19 protein-coding genes are annotated in these 24,687 nt (G+C 66.9%); 15 read left to right on the top strand and 4 right to left on the bottom strand.

All coding sequences use genetic code 11. From position 1 onward, the window contains the following. Positions 1–68 precede the first annotated feature (68 nt). Positions 69–596 carry a hypothetical protein gene (locus V9G04_18315; GenBank protein ID MEI2715186.1) on the bottom strand — a complete coding sequence of 176 codons (528 nt, stop codon included), beginning with the start codon at positions 594–596 and terminating at the stop codon, positions 69–71. 208 nt (positions 597–804) lie between these two features. On the opposite strand from V9G04_18315, the gene V9G04_18310 reads away from it, so the two are divergent. The 5 genes from V9G04_18310 to V9G04_18290 are packed head-to-tail and all read left to right on the top strand — an operon-like array spanning position 805 to position 5,439. After that, positions 805–2,085, top strand: a complete 1,281-nt coding sequence (locus V9G04_18310; protein MEI2715185.1) for a (Fe-S)-binding protein — start codon at positions 805–807, stop codon at positions 2,083–2,085. Continuing rightward, on the top strand, positions 2,082–3,599 hold the full coding sequence (locus V9G04_18305; GenBank protein MEI2715184.1) for an FAD-binding oxidoreductase: 1,518 nt from the start codon (positions 2,082–2,084) through the stop codon (positions 3,597–3,599). The genes V9G04_18310 and V9G04_18305 overlap by 4 nt, the downstream gene beginning before the upstream one ends. Positions 3,600–3,610: 11 nt before the next feature. Beyond that, positions 3,611–3,946 carry a hypothetical protein gene (locus V9G04_18300; protein MEI2715183.1) on the top strand — a complete coding sequence of 112 codons (336 nt, stop codon included), beginning with the start codon at positions 3,611–3,613 and terminating at the stop codon, positions 3,944–3,946. A gap of 15 nt (positions 3,947–3,961) precedes the next feature. Continuing rightward, the gene (locus V9G04_18295; protein MEI2715182.1) at positions 3,962–4,744 is read left to right on the top strand and encodes a GntR family transcriptional regulator; all 783 of its coding nucleotides are present in this window, start codon (positions 3,962–3,964) and stop codon (positions 4,742–4,744) included. Next, entirely contained in the window at positions 4,744–5,439 is a 696-nt protein-coding gene (locus V9G04_18290) for a cache domain-containing protein (GenBank protein ID MEI2715181.1), read from the top strand. Before V9G04_18295 ends, V9G04_18290 begins: the two co-directional genes overlap by 1 nt. A gap of 11 nt (positions 5,440–5,450) precedes the next feature. Here V9G04_18290 and V9G04_18285 read toward each other — a convergent pair whose 3' ends face one another. After that, positions 5,451–6,863, bottom strand: a complete 1,413-nt coding sequence (locus V9G04_18285) for a PucR family transcriptional regulator (protein ID MEI2715180.1) — start codon at positions 6,861–6,863, stop codon at positions 5,451–5,453. A gap of 176 nt (positions 6,864–7,039) precedes the next feature. On the opposite strand from V9G04_18285, the gene gabT reads away from it, so the two are divergent. From gabT to V9G04_18235, 10 genes are all read left to right on the top strand, one after another. Then, the gene (gene gabT, locus V9G04_18280) at positions 7,040–8,374 is read left to right on the top strand and encodes a 4-aminobutyrate--2-oxoglutarate transaminase (GenBank protein MEI2715179.1); all 1,335 of its coding nucleotides are present in this window, start codon (positions 7,040–7,042) and stop codon (positions 8,372–8,374) included. Next, a complete protein-coding gene (locus V9G04_18275) occupies positions 8,371–9,921 on the top strand; it encodes an aldehyde dehydrogenase family protein (protein ID MEI2715178.1) in 1,551 nt (516 codons plus the stop codon). The genes gabT and V9G04_18275 overlap by 4 nt, the downstream gene beginning before the upstream one ends. After that, complete coding sequence (locus V9G04_18270; GenBank protein MEI2715177.1) at positions 9,918–11,072, top strand: CoA transferase; 1,155 nt, start codon at positions 9,918–9,920, stop codon at positions 11,070–11,072. The genes V9G04_18275 and V9G04_18270 overlap by 4 nt, the downstream gene beginning before the upstream one ends. Then, on the top strand, positions 11,069–12,259 hold the full coding sequence (locus V9G04_18265) for an acyl-CoA dehydrogenase family protein (protein ID MEI2715176.1): 1,191 nt from the start codon (positions 11,069–11,071) through the stop codon (positions 12,257–12,259). Before V9G04_18270 ends, V9G04_18265 begins: the two co-directional genes overlap by 4 nt. A gap of 62 nt (positions 12,260–12,321) precedes the next feature. Further along, on the top strand, positions 12,322–13,662 hold the full coding sequence (locus V9G04_18260; protein ID MEI2715175.1) for an NAD-dependent succinate-semialdehyde dehydrogenase: 1,341 nt from the start codon (positions 12,322–12,324) through the stop codon (positions 13,660–13,662). A 35-nt stretch (positions 13,663–13,697) separates the two neighbouring features. Then, a complete protein-coding gene (locus V9G04_18255) occupies positions 13,698–14,633 on the top strand; it encodes a 1,4-dihydroxy-2-naphthoyl-CoA synthase (GenBank protein ID MEI2715174.1) in 936 nt (311 codons plus the stop codon). A gap of 239 nt (positions 14,634–14,872) precedes the next feature. Continuing rightward, positions 14,873–15,625, top strand: a complete 753-nt coding sequence (locus V9G04_18250) for an alpha/beta hydrolase (protein ID MEI2715173.1) — start codon at positions 14,873–14,875, stop codon at positions 15,623–15,625. A 114-nt stretch (positions 15,626–15,739) separates the two neighbouring features. Further along, complete coding sequence (locus tag V9G04_18245; GenBank protein ID MEI2715172.1) at positions 15,740–16,189, top strand: DUF4333 domain-containing protein; 450 nt, start codon at positions 15,740–15,742, stop codon at positions 16,187–16,189. Position 16,190: 1 nt separating this feature from the next. Then, positions 16,191–16,877 (top strand): NAD-dependent deacylase, encoded by a 687-nt coding sequence (locus V9G04_18240; GenBank protein ID MEI2715171.1) that lies wholly within the window; start codon positions 16,191–16,193, stop codon positions 16,875–16,877. A gap of 162 nt (positions 16,878–17,039) precedes the next feature. After that, positions 17,040–18,005, top strand: coding sequence for a hypothetical protein (locus V9G04_18235; GenBank protein MEI2715170.1), 966 nt, complete (start codon positions 17,040–17,042; stop codon positions 18,003–18,005). Between the two features lie 73 nt (positions 18,006–18,078). Here the strand turns inward: V9G04_18235 and treZ are convergent, their stop codons facing one another. After that, positions 18,079–22,467 (bottom strand): malto-oligosyltrehalose trehalohydrolase, encoded by a 4,389-nt coding sequence (gene treZ, locus V9G04_18230; GenBank protein ID MEI2715169.1) that lies wholly within the window; start codon positions 22,465–22,467, stop codon positions 18,079–18,081. A 5-nt stretch (positions 22,468–22,472) separates the two neighbouring features. Continuing rightward, the gene (gene glgX / locus V9G04_18225) at positions 22,473–24,638 is read right to left on the bottom strand and encodes a glycogen debranching protein GlgX (GenBank protein MEI2715168.1); all 2,166 of its coding nucleotides are present in this window, start codon (positions 24,636–24,638) and stop codon (positions 22,473–22,475) included. Between the last annotated feature and the right edge of the window lie 49 nt (positions 24,639–24,687).

The raw sequence follows: 24,687 nt of genomic DNA, 5'->3' as shown, positions 1-24,687 counted from the left end.
ATATCAACGGCACTGACCGTAACTTAAAAAGTTGCTGAGAGTCAGGGTTTGACGGCAGTTTCTACTACTTATCGTCGGAGAAATGCCGAGACGAAGTCGACGCCGTCCGCTGGGTCCGGACCTGACTCATCGCACACGCCCAGTCGGGGGGCCTTTCGCCGCTGAGCAGCCGTTCGGCAGCGCGTACGGCCAATTCTCCGGGCAGCAGGTCGTCGCCGGCGGGGTAGGCCAACGACTCCTCCTTGCGGTTGTGTTCGGCGAGAATGAACTCGAAGTTCGCGCCAGGCGGACATCGTGTGCTCAAGCGGCACCGCGGGATCCGCGAGCATCGTCTCGATCTTGTCCAGCGCGTCCCAGATCTGGCCGTGCTCGCGGATCAAGATCAGCATCTGCACCTCGAACCCATGCTCCAGCACTGTCGGGAAGTGGAATTCCTCCTCGACGTAGATGTGGTGTCGCAACGCGTGCGCGGCGGCGGTGAAGGTCTCGACGTCAGGCGCTGCGTTGGAGAGCGATCCTGCAAAGTCGGTGAGCAGGAGATCGATGCGCTCGTGGTCGCGCTCCAGAAGCGCACCGACCGAACTCGTGGGGTCCATCACGCAAGCCTTCCATTCGCCGGATTCGCCTCATCCTATGAAGTCCGAGTAGGCCCGAACAGCGGTCCATTTCAGGGCACCTTTCGGTCACTGAAATAGTCTTTTCAGAATTTCAGTTCCGAAAGATTGACCGGCCTCCTGACCCGCCCATATGTTGTCGAACAAGGCGCTGTGGCGCACTTCACAGGACAGCTTTTGGAGGGCTGAGATGACGGACGAGATGAATGGCGATCACCGCGATGCGGTGGATGGGGCGCAGGCCGAGTTCGTCGACCGGTGGCGCCAAAACGGCTTCAACTGCTATTCCTCGGGCCACAAGTTCTGCCGCGAGGTGTGTCCGGTCACTCAGGTGACGCGCAACGAAAACCACACCCCCACGGCCTTCATGGCCAACATCATCGCGATGGACAAGGGTGTGTTGAACATCGAGGACGTCGCCGACGACTACGTGCACTGCGTGCAGTGCGGCGGCTGCGAGGTGCGCTGCCCCAACACCTTGTTCGTGGGTGACTTCTACCAAGCCCGCACGGAGACCGTGAAGGTCGTCAAGGCGGCGCGTGCACTCATGGTCGACAAAGGCCTCGACCGGGGCGGCTGGAAACTGTGGAACGAGCGTACGCGCGAGCTCACCAACGAGCCGGTGCTCGGAGTCAGGGACACCGGCCAACCCCAGGGCCAGCCCTACGTACGCGACTGGGCCGAAGGGCTCGACATTCCCATCGGCGGCGAGACGATCATGTTCGTCGACTGTGAGGCCGCGTTCTATCGCACCGCCAACGCCCGCGCGACCGCGATGGTGCTCCAGAAGGCCGGTGTCGAGTTCGGTTTGATGAACGAGCAGTGGTGCTGCGGCGGTCCCGCCGGAGAGATGGGATACGTCAAGCAGTCCATGGAGTTCGCCCGGCACAACATCGACGACTGGCGGGCCTCGGGGGTCAAGAAGATCATCGCGATCGAGCCGCACGACTACGTTCACTTCACCGAGGACTACCCGGCCTATTTCGGAGAGGAGATGGACTTCGAGGTCGTTCAGATCATCGAACTGGTCGCCGACCTGATCAAGGAGGGCCGGCTCAAGATGGAGGTGCCGGTCAACAAGACCGTGACCTATCACGACCCGTGTCGGCTCAACAAGCGCAAGAACATCCACGAGGCGCCCAGGTTCATCCTCAACTCGATCCCGGGCCTGACCTTCAAGGACGTCGACCACGTGACCCAGTGGTCCTACTGTTCCGGCGGTGGAGGTGGCCTGCCCATCGAAAAGCCCGAGATCAGCAGCCAGATCGCCGCGAACCGGCTGGCTCGGGCCAATCAACTCGACGTGGAGATGCTCGTCAGTGGCTGCGTCTGGTCGGAGCGGCCGTTGGCCATGGCGGGCAACAAGGTCGGCATCGAGGTCGCCGACATCATCGAGCTCGTCGCCGCAAGCGCCGGCCTCGATGTGGGCGGCAAGCGCGGTGCCTCAGACCTGGACGAGGTGAAATTGTGACCATCACAAAGGTGACCGAGATCGACGCCGCCGTCGTCGCCGATCTTGAGGCAATCATGGGCAACGAGCCCGGAGCGGTGCTGACCGACATCTCCAGTCGCGCCAACCGGACGCGGGTCCCCGCACCCTTCCCGGTGCACCGCTGGTCTGACCACATTCCGGCCGCCGTGGTGCTTCCGCGCACCGCGCAGCAGGTCTCCGAGATCGTCAAGCTGGCCAACCGGACCAAGATCCCGGTGGTGCCCCGAGCAGGCGGTACCGGCCTCAACGATGGTGCCGTGCCCAACCGCGGCGGCATCATCATCGACGTCAAGCGGATGAACCAGATCCACGAGATCGACCTGGCGAACAGGACGGTGACCGTGGGTCCGGGCATCAGCATGATGAAGCTCAACGAGGAACTGCGTCCGTACGGTGTCTTCCACCCCGACACCCCGGCGTCGTACCCCTGCTCGCTGGTCGGCGGTCGGATCGCGTGCAGCGGCTTCTCGCTGCTGGGCACCCGCTTCGGTCACAGCCGGGATCTGTGCATGTCGATGGAGATCGTGCTGCCGACCGGCGAGATCATCCAGGTCGGTGACGGCGGCGGCAAGAAGATCCGCAAGTCCTCCACCGGGTTCCACCTCAAGCACCTCTTCATGGGTCACCAGGGCACGTTGGGAATCGTGACCGAGGCGACGCTGGAGATCGTGCCCAAGCCCGAGGCCGAGTTCGCGGCGTTCTTCGTCTTCGATGACTACGAGTTGGCGCACAAGACGCTCTACGGGATGGTCACCTCCGGCGTGGCCACGTTGGCGGGCAACGTGTTGTTCGACGAGAAGAAGGTCGAATACCTACGCCGCGACGACGAGGCGTTCATCCCGATGCCCGAATGGGTCAACTCGGTGCTCGCCACTGCGCTCTACGGCACCCGGGCCGAGGTCGAGGCCGCGTCGAAGATCGTGATGGAGAAGGGGCGTGCGTACGGCGGTCGCTACACCGGCGACGAGATGGCATTGGGCGACTGGGCCTCGCGTCACGACCGCTATGCCAACCCGCTGCATGGTCGTACGCCTGACGGCAAGGTTGCCCCGATGTCGTGGCACTGCGAGGACGCGGCGCTCAACTGGAGTGTGCTGCCGCAGGTCCGCAAGGAGTGGCACGAGATCGCCGACCGCTACATCAAGGAGTACGGCATCTTCGACGACTGGGGGACCTATTGCTACACCAGCGCGTCCTACAAGCCATGGGGTGACTACCTCGCCGAGATCGACATCGGGATCTGGGAGGAGAAGCTGGACGACGCCTTGTGGGATGTCTGGATCCAGTTCAAGACCGAGATCGCGAAGGTGTCGCTGAAGTACGGCGGGTCGATGAGCAACTGTCACGGCACCACCCGCATCGGCGACGCCGAGCTGGTGCCCGAGGAGATGGGCGGCGGCTGGGACGTCATGAAGATGCTCAAGCGCAACCTCGATCCCAACAACATCATGAATCCTGGAAAGCAGATGCTCGACGAGTCCTACGAGGACTGAAGGGAGAAGTCATGCGCAAGTTCGTCTACAAGGAGCAGTACGCACGACCCGAGGCGCGCCGGATCAGTGACGGCGTGATCATGCGGCTCGACCACGTCTACGAGGTGGACCCCGAACTGATGGGCACCCACTTCCGGCAGCAGAACATGCCGCTGTGGGACGTCGAGCGGATCGTCAGCATGCGCACAGAACACTTGGACTGGATGCACGAGCACTTCTCGTTCGAAACGCTGGTGGCCGGGGAGGAGGACGAGACTCACCTGGGTCCGGGCCGACCCGGTGAACAGCAGGAATGGGACTACCCGGAGAATCCAGGCAGACATCCCAAACCGATCCTGCCCTGGTAAGGAGGCCGTGCCCGCGTGCCGTCGCTGCTGCTGTCGGGACTCGCCCGCTCCGTCATGTTCGCGCCGATCGACCCCGGCGGCGGGCGGGTGGAGGCCGTCGCGAACCGGCTCAGCGACTCCATCTCCTTGGGCATGCTGCGCGACGGCGACCAGTTGCCCGCCCAGCAGGATCTGGCAGGCCACCTGGGCGTTTCGTTGATCACCTTGCGTGATGCCTTGGCGCTGCTGAAGGAACGCGGGTTGATCGAGACCCGGCGCGGCCACGGCGGTGGAAGCTTCGTCAAGGTCGACGAGCAGACCTCGACAAGTCGGGGGAGGGCGGCGTTGCAGGCGATGAGCAGCCATGACATCGGGGACCTGCTCGACATGCAGCGCGCCGTGTCGGGGCAGGCCGCTCGCCTCGCGGCGGATCGCCACTCGTGGGATTTCGTCAGCCGCCTTGGTGAACTCGTCACGGCGCTGGAGGCCGCCACCGAGCCCCCCGTGCAGTGCCGCATCGATGGACGCTTCCGGGTCGAGGTCGCGGCCACAGCGCAGTCCGTACGCCTGACGCGTGCGGAGATGCGACTCCAGGCTGAGGCCGGCCCGCTGCGGTGGCTTCCCGAACTGGACGAGTCGCACCGTGAGGATGTGGCCACCTTGGCCGAGTATCACCGGGAGGTCGTGGCATCACACCGTGCGCTCGTGGAGGCGATCGGGCGACACGCACACAACAAGGCGCAAAGCATCGCCGAGGCCCGCGTCGACGCGGACCTGGCTCGGATGCTCGCGTTGCACATCCAGGCACTCGAGTTGTGATGCCCGCGCAGGTCCCCTCGTCGACGCAGGTCGCCGAGGCCATCGCTGAGCACCTTGACGGAGTCTTCGCCGAAGTGCTCACCTTGCGTGACGAGTTGGCCTCGCTCGTGGCGCAGGCCCCCCTGCAGTCACTGCGTACGGCCGACCTCGGCGGGATTCGACTGGGACTCCAACGACGCCTCACCGGACAGTTGGGGCTGGTCCGAGGCATGGGCGTCGTCACTGTGCCGGGCCTGTTCGTCGACCAACCCCGCTGGATCGAATGGTGGCGCTGGGAGCACGATCGGCCCGAGCAGACCGAGTTCCAACTCGATCCGGAAAGCCTGGACTATTACGACTACACCCGCGCCGATTGGTTCTTGATCCCACACCGGGCCGACCACCGCTCGATCGTCGGGCCCTATGTCGACTTCTGGGGCGTCAACCACTACATCCTGACGCTCACCACGCCGGTGCTGGTCGGGCGTCGTTTCGTGGGGGTCGCGGGCGCGGATCTGCGGGTAGACGAAGTCGAGCGCCGGCTCTATCGGGCGTTGCGTGGAATGGATGGTGACCTGGTGCTGGTCAACGAAGCCAACCGGGTGGTGGGCTCCAAGTCGGCTCGCTGGTTGGCCGGCTCGGTGCTGCGGGGGCATGCGGTGCGCGAACGCGTGCCGGTCCCAGGCTGGCCTTGGCAACTCGTACGCCTGGGCTGAGACGAACCAAGCTATCCGCGACTGCGCAGCGCCAGCCACAACTCGGCGCTCACATCGGGGTCGGTGAGGTCGACAGCCAGATGGGTGGCGATCTGATCGACTCGATAACGAAGGGTGTTGCGGGCCAGCGCGGCCTCCTTGGCGGCCAACTCCCACCGCCCGCGATGGCGCAGGTAGGCCGACAGGATCCGACGTTGCTCGACGGAGAGAGTGTCGAGCAGCGCCGGTGCGTCGACCACCGCGGACTCACTGGGCAACTGTGCTTGCCCCGGCTCGGCGCCGGCCAGGAAGGCAAACAGTCTCGCGCGGGCGGGGGCAGTCTCCGAGGGAGTCACGGGTGCGGAGAGCGCCAGAGTTGCCGAGGCATCCGCGCTCCGCACGGCGTCGAGCACACGTCGCGGCCACCCGTCAGCGGCGGCGAGCACGACCCAGGCATCTCGACGATCTTCGGGAACGACGAGAGCTGACGGCGCCTCGTGGCGGACGGCGTCGATGACCGCACGCAGGCTTGCCGAGCGTACGGCCAGAAGGCGCAGCACCGTGGGCAGGGGCGAGCCGAGGCTGCTGGCCAGGGCTCGGGCAGCGGCGTCGAAACCCTCGTCCAACAGCACCCCGACGCAGCGCTGCGCCTCTGCCGAGGCCGAGAGCATCCGGGCCCGCCGAGCGGCATCGATGCTGAGGATCCCCGTCGCGGTCAGGACGACGGCTCGGCCACTGCTGTCTGGTGGTGTGGCTGATCCCACCGCGAGATATCCGTTGACGCGACCTTCGACCGCCAGGGGATAGACCAAGACGGTCGAATCGCGCGTGGCCAGCGATGCCGCTGTGTGGACACCGGCGAGACGACGCAGGTCGGCACGGATCTCCACGGCCTGGGCCGCAGCCGCGGGAGGCTCGATCCGGCTGACCTCACCGCTGGCCGAGAAGACAGCCGCCCAGCCACCCAGCGCGCGCACTAACACCTGGAGCACCGCACGCACCGGATCCCCGGTGATCGCGGCATCGACCAGCGTGCGCTGCACCGAGACGACATCGCGCAGATCTCGGGTGGCCGAGTGGGAGACCTGCGCCCAATAGGCCTTGCTCACCGCGAGGAAGGGAGTCTGCGCCGGCACGATGAACAGCGGCAAACCCGCCTTGCGGCAGGCCGTCGCGAGAGGGGCGGGCAGATGCTCATGGACCGGCCCGAGCCCGAGCGCGAGAGCACTCACGTCGGCCTCGACGAGGCGAGCGACGTACCTCTCGCAGCCGAGTTGACTGGTCGGGAGTTGCAGCCCGGTCGTCATCAGCAGTTCCCCGCCGGAGAGGTATCCCGTCGGATCGAGCAGTTCGCTGACATGGACAGCCGTGATGTCGCGTGCCGACCAGCCCGACCCGGCGGCGAGGATGAGGTTGTCGCCGAGATGCGATGCGAGGACCCCCAAAGTGGGAGCTCCCACACCCTGAGTTCTGGGGCCCGGCGTGCGCACCGCACCATCGTCGCAGACGTTTCGGCGAAAACTGAGGGTCGAGCCGACGAATCGGCGAACTGGCGCGCATTGACCGGTTCTAGCCTTCGTGAGAGACCCGTCGTGGGCCCTCGCGGAACGGAAGAGACCTGATGACCCAACCTCAGCAGCAGCGGATTCTCGCCACCGAGATCCCCGGCCCCCAATCGCGCAAACTTCACCAGCGCCGGCAACACGAACTCACCGACGGGCTCGGCATCACGCTCCCGGTGTTCATCGATCACGCCGGCGGCGGCATCCTGGTCGACGTCGACGGCAACCACCTCATCGACTTCGCCAGCGGCATCGCGGTGACCAGCGTCGGCGCCAACGACCCCGATGTCGCGCGCCGGGTCAACGAGCAACTCGCGCGCTTCACCCACACCTGCTTCATGGTCACCGAGTACGACGGGTACGTCGAGGTCGGTGCCGCTCTCAACCGGCTCACGCCCGGCGATCATCACAAGAAGTCGCTGCTGGTCACCACCGGTGCGGAGGCTGTCGAGAACGCGATCAAGATCGCGCGCAGTCACACCGGGCGAGATGCCGTGATCACGCTCAGCCACGCCTACCACGGCCGCACGCTGCTGACGATGACGATGACGGCCAAGAACGTCCCGTACAAGCAAGGCTTCGGTCCGTTCGCGCCTGAGGTCTACCGGGCTCCCTCTCCCTATCCGTTGCGCTGGCCGACCGGCCCGCAGAACGCTGGCGCCGAGGCGCTGGCCGCGCTGGAGGAGTTGATCACCACGCAGATCGGGGCCGGGAACGTGGCCGCGATCATCGCCGAGCCGATCCAGGGTGAGGGCGGCTTCATCGAACTCCCCGAGGGCTACCTCGCAGGCGTCGCCGAACTCGCCACCAAGCATGGCATCGTCTTCATCGCCGACGAGATCCAGACCGGCTTTGGTCGCACCGGTGACCTTTTCGCGGTCGACCGCGACGGCGTCGTTCCGGACCTGATCACGACGGCGAAGGCGTTGGCGGGTGGCATGCCGCTGGCCGCTGTCACCGGGCGCGCGGAGATCATGGACTCGGTGCCTCCTGGTGGTCTGGGCGGCACGTACGCCGGCAACCCGGTGGCATGTGCAGCCGCACTCGCGGCCCTGGAGGTCATCGAGCGCGACGACCTCGCCGGTCGGGCGCGACACATCGAGAGCATCGCCAAGACGCGCCTTCAGGAGCTCGTGGGCGAAGGTTCGTCGGTCGCCGAGGTGCGCGGACGCGGCGCCATGCTGGCGCTCGAGTTCACCAAGCCGGGCACCCTTGAACCTGCCCCGGAGATCACCAAGGCGGTGGCCGCGCGCTGTCACGAGCAGGGTGTCCTCGTGCTCACCTGCGGCACCTTCGGCAGTGTGATCCGGCTGTTGCCGCCGCTGGTCATCGGAGACGAACTCCTCAACGACGGACTCGATGTGCTGATCGCGGCCATCAAGGAGAACTCGTGATCACCAGCAGTTTCAACCCGCGCTCTGGCCAAGTTGTGGCCACGCTGCCCGATGCTGACACCGACCTTGTCCACATCCGAGTGCGGCTGGCGCAGGCTGCGGCTCCGGTGCTTGCCGCCTCAGCCCCCGCCGTACGCCGGGAGTGGCTGGAGGCGATCGCTCGCGCCCTGGAGGAGAACCAGGACGAACTCGTCGCGCTTGCCGACGCCGAAACCGCCCTAGGCGTGCCTCGGCTCACCGCAGAGCTCGCGCGCACGGCAGGCCAACTGCGTTTCTACGGCGACGTCGCGGTCGAAGGTTCGTACCTGGGGCTCACGCTCGACACCGCGACGGCGACGACTCCGAGCCTGGTCCGTCTCAATCGGCCCATCGGCCCGGTTGCCGTCTTCGGGGCGAGCAACTTCCCGTTCGCCTTCTCGGTGCTGGGCAACGACACCGGCGCGGCTCTCGCTGCGGGTTGTCCCGTCGTGGTCAAGGCACACCCCGCACACGTCGGACTGAGCCACCGGTTGGCGGATCTGGCGATCGAGGCGCTCGCCGCCGCGGGAGCTCCCGAGGGCACCTTGACCCTGGTGTCCGGACAGCAGGCCGGCATCGACCTGGTCCTGGCCGACGGCATCGAGGCCGTCGCGTTCACCGGGTCCGAAGCGGGTGGCATGGCAATCTGGGCTGCGGCCAACTCTCGTACCCGCGTGATCCCCGTCTATGCGGAGATGGGCACTGTCAATCCGGTCGTCGTCACGTCGGCGGGGATGGCCGACTTCGCCGCGGTCGCGAAGGGCTTCGTCGAGTCGTTCACGCTCGGCAACGGTCAATACTGCACAAAGCCGGGGCTGCTCTTCGCTCCGGCCGGCCGCGAGGCGGCCGCCACGATCGCCGAGGCGCTGCTGGCTGCCGTGCCGGAGCCGACCATGCTCACGTCCGGCATCGCCGTCGGTGTCGGCGAAGGCCTGGCGCGTCTCCAGAACGCTGGTGCCGTGGTCGCGGGCCTCGTGCCCGGCTCGGGGACCGGGTGGTACGCCCCCGCAGCGGTGCTGGCCGCGCCGATCTCGGCGCTGAGCCCTGGCAGTGACCTGCTGGCGGAATGCTTCGGCCCGGTCACGCTGGTGGTGGAGTACGCCGACACCGCCGAGTTGCACCACGCGCTCACATTGCTGCCTGGTCACCTGGCCGCCACCGTCGTCAGCGGCGGAGTCGACGACGCCGAGGCCGGCTGGCTGGTCGAGACGTTGGCGCTCAACGCCGGTCGCGTCACCGTGGGCGACTGGCCCACCGGCGTGGCGTACACCTGGGCACAAAACCACGGCGGTCCGTGGCCCGCCACGTCGTACGCCAAAGCAACCTCGGTCGGTGCCGCCGGGCTGGACCGATTTGTGCGACCCGTGACCTATCAGTCGGTCGCGGACTCGTGGCTTCCCGAGCCGGCGCGCACCGGCAACCCGTGGCGGATCCCGAGGCGAGTCGACGGTCGACTGATCATTCCTCGCGCCCCACGCAAGACCGCCACCCCGGCAGCATCTCGTACGCGAAAGCCACGAGGCTCATGACGCTGCCACTGGAGGGCATCCTCGTTGCCGATTTCAGTCGCGTTCTCGCCGGTCCGCTGGCGACCCAGACGCTGGCGGATCTTGGCGCGCGGGTGGTCAAGGTCGAGCGTCCCGGCGCCGGGGACGACACCCGCTCCTGGGGTCCACCCTGGACCGAGAACTCCGCCGCGTACTTCGAGAGTGCCAACCGCAACAAGGAATCCCTCACCTTGAATCTCGCCGATCCCGGCGACCTGCGGCTGGCCCGCGAACTCGCGCGCCGGGCCGACGTGATGGTGGAGAACTTCCGAGACGGCGCCTTGGTCAAGCACGGCCTGGATTTCGAGTCCGTGTCGCGCGACAACCCTGGCCTGGTCTACTGCTCGGTCACCGGATTCGGTTCGCGCGGAGGCCGTGATCTGGCGGGGTACGACTTCCTGGTCCAGGCCATGGGTGGCCTGATGAGCATTACCGGGCATCCCGACGGAGAACCGACGAAGGTCGGCGTCGCGCTGGTCGACGTACTCACCGCCAAGGATGCCACCGTCGGCATCCTGGCGGCGTTGGCCACGCGCGCTCGCACCGGCCTCGGACAGCGGGTCGAGGTCAACCTGCTCAGCAGCCTGCTCGGCTCACTGGTCAACCAGGCGTCGTCCTTCCTGGCCACCGGCCAATCCCCGGGTCGGATGGGCAACGCGCATCCCTCGATCGCGCCGTACGAGTCGCTGCGTTGCGCCGACGGGGCGATCGCGGTCGCGTGCGGCAACGACGGCCAGTTTGTTCGGCTCTGCTCGGTCCTCGGCTCGCCGCACCTCAGCGCCGATCCACGTTTTGCCACCAACGCGAATCGGGTGCTGAACAGGGCCGCACTCGTGGCTTCCCTCGAAGAGTTGCTCGCCACGAACACCGCGACGCACTGGGTCACCGCTCTCACTGCCGCAGGCCTCCCGGCCGGCCAGGTCGGGGATCTGGCCTCGGCTTTCGAGTTGGCCTCCTCGTTAGGCCTGGACCCGCTCGTCGACGTGGGCTCGCAAGTCCCGGCTCAAGTCCGCAATCCGATCACCTTCTCGGCGACTCCCGTCACCGACTATCGCCCACCCCCGCGCCTCGGCGAGCACGATGATGACGTGCGCCGCTGGCTCACCACCTCACGACAGGAAGACCACTCATGAGCACCTCGACCAAGTTGCCCCCTCTGGACCCGCGTGATCCGGCGGCGCTCAATGATCTCTTCAGTCCTGACGAGTTGGCGGTGGCGGAGTCGGTGCGGCAGTTGTGTGCTGATCATGTCGATCCTTATGTGGCCGATTGGTTCGAGCGTGGCGAGATCGACGACATTCGTGGGCTGGCGCGGGAGTTCGGCAAGCTCGGGCTGTTGGGCATGCATTTGGAGGGGTACGGCTGTGCGGGGATGACCGCGACCGAGTACGGCATCGCGTGTCTGGAACTCGAAGCGGCTGACTCGGGGATCCGGTCGTTGGTGTCGGTGCAGGGGTCGTTGGCGATGTTCGCGATCTGGCGGTGGGGTTCGGAGGAGCAGAAACAGGAGTGGCTGCCCCGGATGGCTACTGGTGAGGCGATCGGCTGTTTCGGTCTGACCGAGCCTGACCATGGTTCGGACCCGGGGTCGATGCGCACCAGGGCACGCCGCGATGGTGTGGACTGGGTTCTGGATGGTCGCAAGATGTGGATCACCAACGGTTCGGTCGCCGATGTGGCGGTGGTGTGGGCCCAGACCGACGAAGGGATCCGAGGTTTCGTGGTCCCGACCGACACGCCTGGGTTCTCGGCGCCGTTGATCAAGCACAAGCTGTCGTTGCGGGCCTCGGTGACCAGTGAACTGGTGCTGGATGGGGTACGGCTGCCCGACAGTGCGGTGCTGCCCGAGGTGGGCGGGTTGAAGGGTCCACTGTCGTGTTTGAACGAGGCCCGGTACGGGATCGTGTGGGGTGCGATGGGGGCGGCGCGGTCGTCGTTGATGGCGGCGCAGACGTATGCCAAGGAACGCACCCAGTTCGGTCGCCCGCTCGGCGGTTTCCAGTTGACTCAGGCCAAGTTGGCCGACATGCACCTGGAATACATCAAGGGTGTCCTGCTCGCGATCCACCTCGGCCGGCGCAAGGACGCCGGCGTGCTGCGTCCCGAACAGGTGAGCATCGGCAAGCTCAACAATGTGCGTGAGGCGTTGGAGATCTGTCGTACCTCACGCACCATTCTTGGTGCGAACGGGATCTCGTTGGAGTTCCCGGTGATCCGGCACATGAACAACCTGGAGTCCGTACTCACCTACGAAGGCACCGTCGAGATGCACACCCTGGTCCTCGGCCAAGCCGTCACCGGCGAAACCGCCTACCGCTGACCCTTGTGGCCTTCGATCCAGAGGGCTTGACTACCCCTAACGCAGCAACCGAAGGAGACACCGTGACCGAGTACGCCGTCCGCAACCCCGCCACCGGCGAGCTGGTGCGCAGTTATGACACCGCCACCGACGCGGACATCCGCGCCGCCCTCGACAAGGCGCAGGACGCCTACCGCACCTGGGGTCGTACGACCACCGTCGCCGAGCGCGCCGCGCTGGTGGCGCGCGTCGCCGAGCTCCACAACGAGCGCGTCGACGAGCTCGCCGACCTGATCGTCGAGGAGATGGGCAAGCCCCGCGACGAGGCCGTCGGCGAGGTCGAGTTCAGCGCCGCGATCTATCAGTACTACGCCGACAACGCCGAGGAGTTCCTCAAGGACGAGGAGATCACGCTGCTCGACGGCGAGGGCTCGGCGATGATCACGCGCGAGCCGCTGGGCGTACTCCTCGGCATCATGCCGTGGAACTTCCCGGCCTATCAGGTCTCCCGCTTCGCCGGACCCAACCTGTGCCTGGGCAACACGATCCTGCTCAAGCACGCGCCCCAGTGCCCGTCGTCTTCGGCGGCCATCGAGCAGATCTTCAAGGACGCGGGCTTCCCCGAGGGGGCGTACGTCAACATCTACGCCACCAACGAGCAGATCGCCGACATCGTGATCCCGGATCCGCGCATCCAGGGCGTGTCGCTGACCGGATCAGAGCGTGCCGGTGCCGCCGTGGCCGAGGTCGCAGGTCGCAACCTCAAGAAGGTCGTCTTGGAGTTGGGTGGTTCCGACCCGTTCATCGTGCTGGGCACCGACGACATGGACGCCACCGTCGAGGCGGCGCTGGCGGCGCGGCTGGGCAACACCGGTCAGGCCTGCAACGCGGGCAAGCGCTTCATCGTGCAGGAGGACCTCTACGACGAGTTCCTCGGCAAGTTCACCGCCGGGATCACCGCCGGCGGCAAGGCCCCGCTCTCGTCGCTGCCCGCAGCCGAGCGGTTGGCCGAACAGGTCACCAACGCGACCGCCAACGGTGCCGAGTTGGTCACCGCCGGTGAGCGCGAGGACGCGCACTACCCCTTCGGCGTACTCACCAATGTGACCCGCGACAGCGACTCTTTCTATGAGGAGCTCTTCGGGCCGGTCGCGATGGTCTTCAAGGTCAAGGACGAGGCCGAGGCCATCGACCTGGCCAACGACACCCCGTTCGGACTGGGGTCGTACGTCTTCACCAACGACCCCGAGCAGGCCAAGCGGGTGGCGTCGCAGATCGAGGCCGGCATGGTCTTCGTCAACGTCGTCGACGCCGATGGTGTCGAGCTGCCCTTCGGTGGCGTGAAGCGCTCCGGCGTCGGCCGCGAGCTGGGTCGCTTCGGCATCGAGGAGTTCGTGAACCGGAAGATGATCCGGATCGGCTGATCTCTGCCTCGAACGCCCTCGATAGCCTCAGTCCTATGAGTGCTATCGAGGGCGTTTCTGACACGTTCGACCCGTCAGCCTGGGATGTCGTACCCGGCTTCGAGGATCTGACGGACCTGACCTATCACCGGGCGCGCGCCCACGGGACCGTACGCATCGCGTTCGACCGCCCCGACGTGCTCAACGCGTTCCGTCCGCACACGGTCGACGAACTGCTGCGCACGCTGGAGCACGCGCGTACGTCCGCCGATGTCGGCTGCGTGCTGCTGACCGGCAACGGGCCCTCGCCGAAGAACGGCAAGCACTCGTTCTGCACCGGCGGCGATCAACGGATCCGCGGCAAGGCGGGCTATCAGTACGAGACGCCCGGCCACGACGACGCAGGGGCCGAGCCCAACCCGATCGACAAAGCCCGCCTCGCGCGGCTGCACATCCTCGAATGCCAGCGGCTGATCCGCTTCATGCCCAAGGTGGTGGTCTGTCTGGTGCCCGGCTGGGCGGCCGGCGGCGGTCACTCGCTGCACGTGGTCTGCGACCTGACGCTGGCCTCGCGCGAGCACGCGCGCTTCAAGCAGACCGACGCCGACGTCGGCTCCTTCGACGGCGGATTCGGGTCGGCGTACCTGGCCCGCCAGGTCGGGCAGAAGTACGCGCGCGAGATCTTCTTCCTCGCAGAGAAGTACGACGCCGATGACGGCATGCGGATGGGTACGGTCAATCGCGCCGTGCCGCACGCCGACTTGGAGAAGGTCGGCCTGGAGTGGGGCCGGATGATCAACGGCAAGTCCCCGACGGCGCAGCGGATGCTGAAGTATTCGTTCAACCTGATCGACGACGGGCTGGTCGGCCAGCAGCTCTTCGCGGGTGAGACCACCCGGCTGGCGTACATGACCGACGAGGCGCAGGAGGGCCGCGACCAGTTCCTGGAGAAGCGCGAGCCGGACTGGACTCCGTACCCCTGGTACTACTAGGAGAACGCTCCGCCGCAGGTCAGCAGCCTGTCCCGGCGCTACTGGGCGCGTACTGGGCGCAAAGAATCGCTTGGGCGAGATCCGAAGCCGCCGCCGAGTGACGCGAAGCCTGTGAGCTCGGCCGAGAACGCCTGGGGCGACCAGTCGCGGCGTACGGGTGCTTGCTGGTGCTACTGGGTGACACCACCAAGAACCGCAAGGCGGGGTACGCCCAGTCAATCCCCCTACACTCGCCCGCCATGACCCCGCTCCTGCTCCTGCACGGAGTCACCCATTCGGCGCGTGCGTGGGACGACGTCGCCCCGCTTCTGCCCGAGTTCGACCTGATCATCCCGACGGCCACCGGCCACCGCGGTGGCCGACCGCGTACGCAGCCGGTCACGCTCAGCGGGCTCGTCGATGAGGTGGAACAACTGCTGGACCACCGCGGGCTTGGAGCCGTACACCTCGCTGGCAACTCGATGGGCGGCTGGATGGCCATCGAGCTGGCGCGGCGCGGCCGGGCGTTGAGCGTGTGCGCCTTCTCGCCGGCGGGCTGCTGGACCCCCGGCGCAGCCGACAAGACGATCGCCACGGAGCAGATCCGCAGCAAGGTGGCACTCGCGCGCAGGTTCTCTGCGGTCGCGCCGCTGGCGATGCGGCTGGGGTTCGTACGACACCTCGGCATGCGGATCGCGGCCGAGCATGGTGAACGACTGACGGCTCGCCAAGCCATCGGCATGCTCCAAGATCTCGAAGGTTGCACCGCCACCGAAGACATGCTGAACACCACCGAGAGCGTTGCGCCGCTTGACCCGTTGCCGTGCCCGATCACCTTGGCCTGGTCCGAACATGACCGGCTCTTCCCTCCTGAGGTCAACGGCGTTACCGCCCAGCAACTCATGCCCGCAGCGACGTACGTCGTACTCCCTGGCGTGGGGCACTGCCCGATGATCGACGACCCCGCGCTGTGTGCCGAGACGATCCGAGCCGGCATCGAGATGGCGCAATAGGTGCGATGTCCTAACGTCTGGGCATGGTTTCGATCCGACTCTGCGGCGCGTTCGCTGCGTTCGCCCTGGTGCTCTCCGGCTGCGCGGCCGAGGACCAGGGCAAACCCCGGGCGGATGCGCAGCGGCCGGAGACATCGCAGACAACCGCCTCGCCAGAAGCTTCTGTCGCCCACCCGCCTCGCCAAACAGGTCAGGGCCAGATATCAGAAGAAGGGCCTGAAGGTCACCTGCCCCCAGGGCCTGGCCGGCCAAGCCGGCGCGACCTCGGACTGCGAGGCGACCGACGGCAGCAAGTTGGTCGGCGTCCGGGCGACGGCCACAGATGCCCGGGGTGGATTCGACGTACTGCCGTTCCTCGGCGCCGACGCCGTGGTGGACACCATCGCCGGCAGCCTGGAGATGCAGGGCTACACCGGAGTCACCGGCCACTGCGACGGCGAGTTGATCGGCGAGGTCGGCGCGCATCAGGACTGTGAGGTCACGACGAGCGGCGGTACGACCCCGGTCAACGTCGACGTGACCAAGGTCGAGGGACTCACCATCGACTTCACGTTCAAGGGCTGACATGCGCATCGTCGTCCTCACCGGAGCCGGCATCTCCGCCGAGAGCGGGGTGCCGACCTTCCGCGACGCGGATGGGTTATGGGAGGGCTACGACCCTGCGGTGGTCGCGACCCCGCAGGCGTACGCCCAGGACCCCGACCTGGTGCAACGGTTCTATGACGAACGCCGGGCGGCCCTCAAGCGGGTCGAGCCCAACGACGCGCATCGTGCGCTGGCTCGGCTCGGCCAGGCCCTGCAAGACGATCTCTACCTCGTCACCCAGAACGTCGACGATCTTCACGAGCGTGGCGGCTCGCCGCAGGTGCACCACATGCACGGCCAGTTGCGCAGCGCTCGCTGCGCTGGTTGCGGAGCCCGGCATGAATGGGAGGGCGCATTGGGACACCGTCCCGGGTGCCCGAGTTGCAGTCGTACGTTGCTGCGACCCGATGTGGTCTGGTTCGGTGAGATGCCGTTGGCGATGGACGACATCTTCGAACGCCTCGACACCTGTGACCTCTTCGTGGCGATCGGGACGAGCGCGCAGGTCTATCCAGCGGCCGGTTTCGTGCACTTCGCGGCGGGGGCTGGCGCGGCGACCTTGGAGCTCAATCTCGACGCGACGGGAACGAGTGGCGACTTCAGGCAGTCGCGGCGAGGCCGAGCGACCGCGCTTGTGCCGCAATGGGTGGACGAAGTACTGGGCTGAACCGCGGCAAATGCGGCCGAAGGCGCAGGCGGTGTTGAACAAAGGTTGACCAATGGGTGGAACCTGTTCTCATTTTGCTCGAATGAGGTTAGCCTCGTCACGTTCCCGCCCCCGGGCGACTTCTTGAGAGGGAGAAAAATGGATTTGAACAAGCGTCCCGCAGTGGACCGACGCACGGTGGTCCGCACGGCTGCTTGGTCTGCGCCGGTCGTGGCGGTGGCTTCGACCGCCCCCGCTTTTGCAGGTACCCCCCCGCCCGCCCCCGACCTGTCGACCTCGACCGCGGGCACCCCCACCCGCGTGCCGCTGGACAGCACTGTGTCCATCCCGCCCAACACCACGACGTTCACCAACACCGGCCTTGCTGCGGCTGAGGGCCTGATCGCGACGATCTCGACCACGGACCCGGGCTCTCGCGCGGCTGGTCGCGGCAACATCACCGACGTCCGCATCGGCGGCCAGCCGTACGCTGACTTCGCCGGCCTGGTCGACGTGACCGGTGTCGGCACGGAGTCGGTCACCCTCACGATCTCCGCGGCCGTGGTCAACATCGCTCCCGGTGCGTCGTTCGACCTGCCGCTGGGACTCGACTTCGACCTTGACTCGACCAAGGCCCTGAACTTCTCGGTGAACGTCGCCGCGGGCAACGGTGGTGTTCCGACCGCCTTCGCCTCTGTTCCGCTCGCCGACCAGAACGCACCTGCATTGGCGACGTCCACCCCGGCGCCCCCGACCCGCAAGAGCGCGACTGTGGTGACGGTTCCGCCGGCCACGTTCAAGAACAACGGAAACGCGGCGGCGGCCGGCATTCGTGTCCGGATCGTGTCCGACAAGGCCATCCTCAGCATGAAGGCGTTCGGCCAGAACATTGCCAACCTCGGGATCGTGTTCGAGCCCGGCTACGAGCCCGGCCCGGGTCGCACCGAGATCCGGATGTCCACGCCGCCCACCGGCCTGGCCGCGATGGGCGTCCCCGCCAACGGTTCCAAGACCGCTGCGGCCGGACAGGACTTCGAGTTCGACTCGGCGGGCCCGGTCGTCTTCTCGACGACGGTGTACCCCTACACCACCGATCGCAACGTGCCCACCGGCGTGCCGGCGAAGTTCCTCAACACGACCGTCGCCTGATCAAACCCTGATCGAACACCGTAACGGCCGGTCCGGGTTGCCTTGTGCAGCCCGGACCGGCCGTTCGGCATTTTCAGTGCGAAGTCAGCAACGCACCGGCATGTGGCGGCAGGGTGAGGACACCTTCATTCAGGGTCGCGCCGCTGGCGGTGGCCAGGCGTACGACCAACTCCGCGCCGTTCACGCCGAGATCGATCACCTGCTCCGCGGTGGAGAAGTTCACCGCGACGACCACCGACCCGAAAGCCGAGTCACGGTGCAGCACGAACGTACGCGCGTCCTCGTCCGCGATTGCCCGCACCTTGCGTAGGTCGGGGTCGGTCAACGCGGGCAACGTTCGCCGCACCTGCGCCATCGAGCGATAGAACTCCATCAACGCAACGCCCCGCTCGGTGGAGGTCTCGCTCCAGTCCAGCTTCGAGGCCGTGAACGTCGCCGGGTCCTGCGGGTCGAGCACCTCGTCGGGGTCCCAGCCCATCCGTGCGAACTCGCGCAGCCGTCCAGCCGAGACGGCCTCGCCCAAGTCTGCTTCGGGGTGCGAGGTGAAGAAGGCGAACGGAGTCGTCGCACCCCACTCCTCACCTTGGAACAGCATCGGCGTGAACGGCCCCGCCAGCGTCAGCAGTGCCGCCACCTGCGCCTGATCGACGTCGAGATCGGGCCGATCACCGCGCGCCCGGTTGCCGACCTGGTCGTGGTTGCTGTTGGCCACCACGAGCCGCCAGCCCGGCACCCGCGCGACGTCGAGTGGCGCACCGTGGTCACGACCGCGGAAGGAGGAGTACGTGCCGTCGTGGAAGAAGCCTTGCTCGCAGACCTTCGCCAGCGCCGACAACGGCGCGAAGTCGGCGTAATAGCCATCCGTCTCGCCGGTCAGGGCGACGTGCAACGCGTGATGGAAGTCGTCGCTCCACTGGGCATCGATGCCGGTGCCGCCACCCTCACGCGGCGTGATCAGCAGCGGGTCGTTGAGGTCACTCTCGGCGATCAACGTCAGCGGCCGACCCAGGTGTGCCGACAGTGCGCCGACCTCGGTGGAGAGTTCTTCGAGCAGATGAGTCTCGGAGGAGTCGACCAGGGCATGGATCGCATCCAGGCGCAGCCCGTCGACGTGGAAGTCGCGCAGCCATGACGTCACCGAGTCGAGGATGAAGCGGCGTACCTCTTCCGATCCCTCCTCGTCGAGGTTGATCCGGTCACCCCAGTCGTTGCTGTCGGAGGTGACGTACGGACCGAAGCGCGGCAGGTAGTTGCCCGACGGCCCGATGTGGTTGTGCACTACGTCCTGGATCACGCCGAGCCCGTGTGCGTGGGCGGCGTCGACGAAACGCTGGTAGGCGGCCGGGCCGCCGTACGCCTCGTGTACGCAACCCCAGAGCACGCCGTCATAACCCCAGCCGTGCTCGCCGTTGAAGGCGTTGACCGGCATCAGTTCGATCAGGTCGACACCGATGTCGCGCAGGTGCGGCAGCTTCTCGATCGCTGCATCGAGGGTGCCCTCGGGGGTGAAGGTGCCCAAGTGCAGCTCATAGAGCACCGAGCCGGCGAGTTGGCGTCCGGTCCAGGCCCGGTCGGTCCATGCGAAAGCGTCGGGGTCGAACGTACGACTCGGGCCGTGCACGCCGTGGGGCTGCCAGCGGCTGCGCGGGTTGGGCAGCACCGTCTCGTCGTCGTCGAGGAGGTAGCCGTAGTCGACCCCGGTGCGCTCCTCCACCGTTTCGGTCGGATGCCACCAGTCGCCCGCGCCGCGCTTCATCTCGATGGTCTCGTCGCCGAGTTGGAGGCGTACGCGCTCCGGACGCGGCGCCCACACGTCGTACGTCCCACGCTGGCGTGACCTGTGGGGCAACGGGCGCAACAGCGCCACCGGGAACGTGGACAGCACGTTGGCGAGAGGAATCGCGCCGTCGCTGGCGAAGACCTCGCCCGTGAACTCGTCTCGCCACCGACCCGGCGCCAACTCCAGGGTCGTCTCGCCCCAACCGCCGCGCTTCGCCAGGCCGAGTGGCAGGCGGGTCGCCACCGCGACGACGCCGCCCCGGTCGTACGCCACCACGTGATCGCTCGCTTCGCCGTTGGCGCGCACCGGCGCGTACGACTCGAAGGCGCCGGGCTCGTCGCGGCGCAGTTGCAGGGTCTTCGTGACGACGAGCAACTTCGCCAGGCCGGGGTCGTCGAGCCCCCCGGTGAGCACGGGCACGCCAAGCTCGGCCAGTGCCTCGGCCCGGGTCTCGAAGTCGACGGATCGCCGGTTGTCCGGGTCGACCAGCGACTGCTCCCAGAGCTCGGAACCCTGATAGAGGTCGGGTACGCCGGGGAGCGTCAGGCCCAGCAGTTTGGCCGAGAGCGCGTTGAACCAGCCGGCGTCGACGATCTGGTCGAGCACCTCGTCCAGGATCGCCCGAACCGCCTCGTTGTCGAAAGCCGCGTTGATGGCCGCGTGCACGCTCGACTCGTACGCCTCGTCGGGGTCGGTCCAGGTCGTCCGGTCGCCCGCTTCGCGCATCGCCTTCTCGGCGTACGCATGGAGCCGTTCGCGCAGGGCGGGATCGTGCGACCAGGCGCCCACGACGGCCTGCCAGAGCAGGTTGGCGAAGTTGGGGTCCGGGATCGGGGCGAGTTGCTGGACTTGTTCGACTGCCGCGGTCCAGGCCTGCGGGATCTCGGCGAGCACGCCGATCCGAGCGCGGACGTCCTCACCACGCTTGGTGTCGTGGGTCGAGGCGGCTGTCATCGCCGCCGGCCACTCGGCTTGACGGGGCGCCATCGCGGTGTGGAAGTCGTCGACGGAGAGCGAGAACACCGACGGGTCGCCGCCGACCTCGTTCAGCGAGGTCAGCCGGGACGTGCGATAGAAGGCGCAGTCCTCGACCCCCTTGGCCATCACCATGCCGGAGGTTTGCTGGAACCTCTGCGTCGCGTCCGCGGCGCCGTCGCCGAGGATGGGTTCGAGTAGGTCGAGCGTCGCGTGGAGATCGGGCCGATGCTGCCGCGCCAGCGCGAACGCCTCCTCCAGGTGCTCTCGGCCCAGCGGGAGGTAGGAGCGGTAGACCGGGAAGCACGCGAGGAGTTCGGCGACCGCGTCCTCGAGCGGTGTGGTTTCGAGACGGGCTGCGCCCTCCTCAACCACCGGTGGGGCTGCGCCCTCCTCAACCACCGATGAGTCCGTTGGTTGAGGAGCGAACGAAGTGAGCGTCTCGAAACCATCGGCACCCGATGATTGTGTGGTTTCGAGACGGGCTTCGCCCTCCTCAACCACCGGTCGGGCTTCGCCCTCCTCAACCACCGGTGGGGCTGCGCCCTCCTCAACCACCGATGAGTCCGGTGGTTGAGGAGCGGACGAAGTGAGCGTCTCGAAACCATCGGCACCCACCGGGGGTGCGAAACCATCGCCCACCAGCGGCGCCAGCTCCCGTACGATCCGGCGGACCTCCGCGCGCAGCACGTGGTCGGTGACGTCGCGCTTGGTGCCGTGGATCAGCGCCGGCCAGTCCAAGACCGATCCGCGCAGTCGAGACTCCAACTCACCAAGCGGCTCCTCGCCCGCAGGGTCGGTCAACACGCGGTCGATCAGCGCCAGCGCGTCGTACCCCGTCGTTCCTGCGGTGTCCCACTCGGAAGGCAGCGCTTCGCCGGGCTCGAGGATCTTCTCGACCAGGACGTACGCCCCGTCGGTCAGGTCGGCGAGATCGCGAAGATACCCGCCCGGGTCACGAAGACCGTCCGGATGGTCGATCCGCAGGCCGTCGACCAGCCCCTCGGAGAACCACCGCGCGACCTCCTCGTGAGAGCGCGCGAACCACTCCGGATCCTCGACCCGGATCGCCGCCAACGTGTTGACCGAGAAGAACCGTCGATAGTTGAGGTCGGTGTCGGCACGTCGCCACGACACCAACTCGTAATTCTGTCGCGCGTGCACCGCGTTGGCGTCTTCGTCCGGCCCGAGCGGAGCGCTGTCGGGAGCCAGCGGGAAGCGCTGATCGTGGTAATGCAACTCGCCCGCCAGGACACGCAGGTTCGCGATCCGGCCGTCATCGAGGAGATCGTCGTCGCCGACCACCGGGATCAGCACCCGACCATCGCCAGCAGCCCAGTCGATGTCGAAGGCCGAGGCGTACTCCGAGGACTCCCCGTGGGTGAGCACGTGCCACCACCACGGGTTCTCGTACGGCCGCGCGATGCCGACGTGGTTGGGCACGATGTCGACGAGCACGCCCATCCCGAGGCGCCGCGCCTCGCTCGACAGCGCCGACAGCCCTGAGCCACGACCACGCGACGGATCGATCGCCGAGTGGTCCGAGACGTCGTACCCATGCGACGACCCCGACTCCGCCGCCAGCAGCGGCGACAGATAGACCCAGTCGATGCCGAGGTCGTGCAGGTACGCCAACGTCCGCGCGGCGGCCAGAAGATCGAAGTCGTCGGTGATCTGGAGGCGATAGGTGCTTGCCGGGATCCGCATGGCGATCAGGGCTTGACGACCGGCGCCTGCGCCGCAGCCGCCAAAGATGCCGCGACGGAGTGGTCGACGTCCTCGGCAGGTCCCGAGTGCTGCTGCAGCACGATCAACGAGCGCCCCGCCAGCGCAAGTGAAGAACCGGCTGCGTGCGGTGCACTGTCCACCGCCGCTCCCGAGGTGTCGATCACGACGTCCCAGCCCTCGGCGTACTCCACCGGTGGCAACGTGACCTCGCCCGAGTCGCCGCTGGCGTTGAAGTAGAGCAGGAAGTGGTCGTCGGTGATCGGGTTCCCCGTACGGTCGGTGCCGGGGATTCCGTGGCCGTTGAGATACATGCCGACGGCCTGACCGCCGTTGTTCCACTCGGTCATCGGAGTGCCGTCCAGGGCCAACCACACGATGTCGTTGAGTCGCTCGCCGTCACCCGTACGGACCGAGTCGCCGGTGAAGAAGCGCTTGCGCTGGAAGGTCGGATGCGCCGCGCGCAACGCCGCCACCGCCGAGGTGAACTCGATCAGCGGCTTGTCGGCGTCGTCCCAGTGCACCCACGAGATCTCGGAGTCCTGGGCGTAGGTGTTGTTGTTGCCGTCTTGGGTACGCCCCAACTCGTCGCCGTGCAGCAGCATCGGCACGCCTTGGCTGAGCAGCAGAGTGGCGATGAAGTTGCGTTGTGCGCGCGCTCGCAACTCGCGGATCGCGGGGTCGTCGGTCGGGCCCTCGGCGCCGTGGTTCCACGAGCGGTTGTGCGATTCGCCGTCGTTGCCGTCCTCGCCGTTGGCCTCGTTGTGCTTCTCGTTGTACGACACCAGGTCGCGCAGCGTGAAGCCGTCGTGTGCCGTCACGAAGTTGATGCTCGCGAAGGGACGGCGACCACTGTGCTCGTACAGATCAGACGAGCCGGCCAACCGCGACGCGAACTCGCCCAGCGTGGGCTCGCCGCGCCAGAAGTCGCGTACGGAATCGCGGTACTTGCCGTTCCACTCGGTCCACAGCGGCGGGAAGTTGCCGACCTGATAGCCGCCCGGGCCGATGTCCCAGGGCTCGGCGATCAGCTTGACCTGCGACACGATCGGGTCCTGCTGGACGAGCTCGAAGAAGGTGGAGAGCTTGTCGACGTCGAAGAACTCGCGCGCCAAGGTCGCGGCCAGGTCGAACCGGAAGCCGTCGACGTGCATCTCGGTGACCCAATAGCGCAGCGAGTCCATGATCAGCTGCACCGAGTGCGGGTGCCGGACGTTGAGGCTGTTGCCGGTGCCGGTGTAGTCCATGTAATAGCGCTTGTCGTCCTCGACGAGGCGGTAGTAGGCCGCATTGTCGATGCCCTTGAGCGACAGCGTCGGGCCCATGTGGTTGCCCTCGGCGGTGTGGTTGTAGACCACGTCCAAGATCACCTCGATGCCCGCGGCGTGCATCGCCTTGACCATCGATTTGAACTCCTGGACCTGCTGACCGCCCTTGTTCGCGGCGTAGTCCTCGTGCGGCGCCAAGAAGGCCAGCGTGTTGTATCCCCAGTAGTTGCGCAGCCCCTTGTCGAGCAGCGTCGAGTCCTGGATGAACTGGTGCACCGGCATCAGCTCGATCGCGGTGACACCGAGCTTCTTGAGATGGCTGATGATGCTGGGGTGGGCAAGGCCGGCGTACGTCCCGCGGTGCTCCTCGGGCACGTCGGGGTGCAGCTTGGTCAGACCCTTGACGTGGGCCTCATAGATCACGGTCTCGTTGTACGGCGTGCCCGGCAGCCGGTCGCCTTCCCAGTCGAAGAACGGGTTGATCACGACACCGAGCGTCATGTGCGCTGCCGAGTCGTCGTCGTTGCGGCTGTCGGGGTCGCCGAAGTTGTAGCCGAAGAGTGACTGGTCCCAGTCGATGTCGCGGCTGGTGGCTTTGGCGTACGGGTCGAGCAGCAGCTTGTTCGGATTGCAGCGGGTGCCGTGCTCGGGCTCGTACGGTCCGTGCACGCGGTAGCCGTAGAGCTGCCCGGGCTGCACCTGCGGCAGATAGCAGTGCCAGACGTACGCGTCGACCTCGGTGAGTTCGACTCGCGTCTCCTCCCCGGATTCGTCGAAGAGGCACAACTCGACCTTGTCGGCCGCCTCGCTGAAGATCGCGAAGTTGGTGCCGCTGCCGTCGTACGTCGCGCCAAGGGGGTACGCGTTGCCGGGCCAGACCTGCATGTGTGGAACTCCTCAGGGGTCGCCGAGACGGACGAACGAGTCAAGCATG

This window comes from Nocardioides sp. (genome assembly GCA_037045645.1).
GTDB lineage: Bacteria > Actinomycetota > Actinomycetes > Propionibacteriales > Nocardioidaceae > Nocardioides.
This window is presented reverse-complemented; position numbering and strand designations above follow the sequence as displayed.

Excerpts from the sequence above, each read along its gene's own strand:
- V9G04_18310 (MEI2715185.1), top strand. The coding sequence starts at position 805 with ATGACGGACGAGATGAATGGCGATCACCGCGATGCGGTGGATGGGGCG.
- V9G04_18245 (MEI2715172.1), top strand. The coding sequence starts at position 15,740 with ATGCGCAGCGGCCGGAGACATCGCAGACAACCGCCTCGCCAGAAGCTT.
- V9G04_18255 (MEI2715174.1), top strand. The coding sequence starts at position 13,698 with ATGAGTGCTATCGAGGGCGTTTCTGACACGTTCGACCCGTCAGCCTGG.
- gabT (MEI2715179.1), top strand. The coding sequence starts at position 7,040 with ATGACCCAACCTCAGCAGCAGCGGATTCTCGCCACCGAGATCCCCGGC.
- V9G04_18300 (MEI2715183.1), top strand. The coding sequence starts at position 3,611 with ATGCGCAAGTTCGTCTACAAGGAGCAGTACGCACGACCCGAGGCGCGC.
- V9G04_18250 (MEI2715173.1), top strand. The coding sequence starts at position 14,873 with ATGACCCCGCTCCTGCTCCTGCACGGAGTCACCCATTCGGCGCGTGCG.
- V9G04_18270 (MEI2715177.1), top strand. The coding sequence starts at position 9,918 with ATGACGCTGCCACTGGAGGGCATCCTCGTTGCCGATTTCAGTCGCGTT.
- V9G04_18315 (MEI2715186.1), bottom strand. The coding sequence starts at position 596 with ATGGACCCCACGAGTTCGGTCGGTGCGCTTCTGGAGCGCGACCACGAG.
- V9G04_18240 (MEI2715171.1), top strand. The coding sequence starts at position 16,191 with ATGCGCATCGTCGTCCTCACCGGAGCCGGCATCTCCGCCGAGAGCGGG.
- treZ (MEI2715169.1), bottom strand. The coding sequence starts at position 22,467 with ATGCGGATCCCGGCAAGCACCTATCGCCTCCAGATCACCGACGACTTC.
- glgX (MEI2715168.1), bottom strand. The coding sequence starts at position 24,638 with ATGCAGGTCTGGCCCGGCAACGCGTACCCCCTTGGCGCGACGTACGAC.
- V9G04_18290 (MEI2715181.1), top strand. The coding sequence starts at position 4,744 with ATGCCCGCGCAGGTCCCCTCGTCGACGCAGGTCGCCGAGGCCATCGCT.
- V9G04_18265 (MEI2715176.1), top strand. The coding sequence starts at position 11,069 with ATGAGCACCTCGACCAAGTTGCCCCCTCTGGACCCGCGTGATCCGGCG.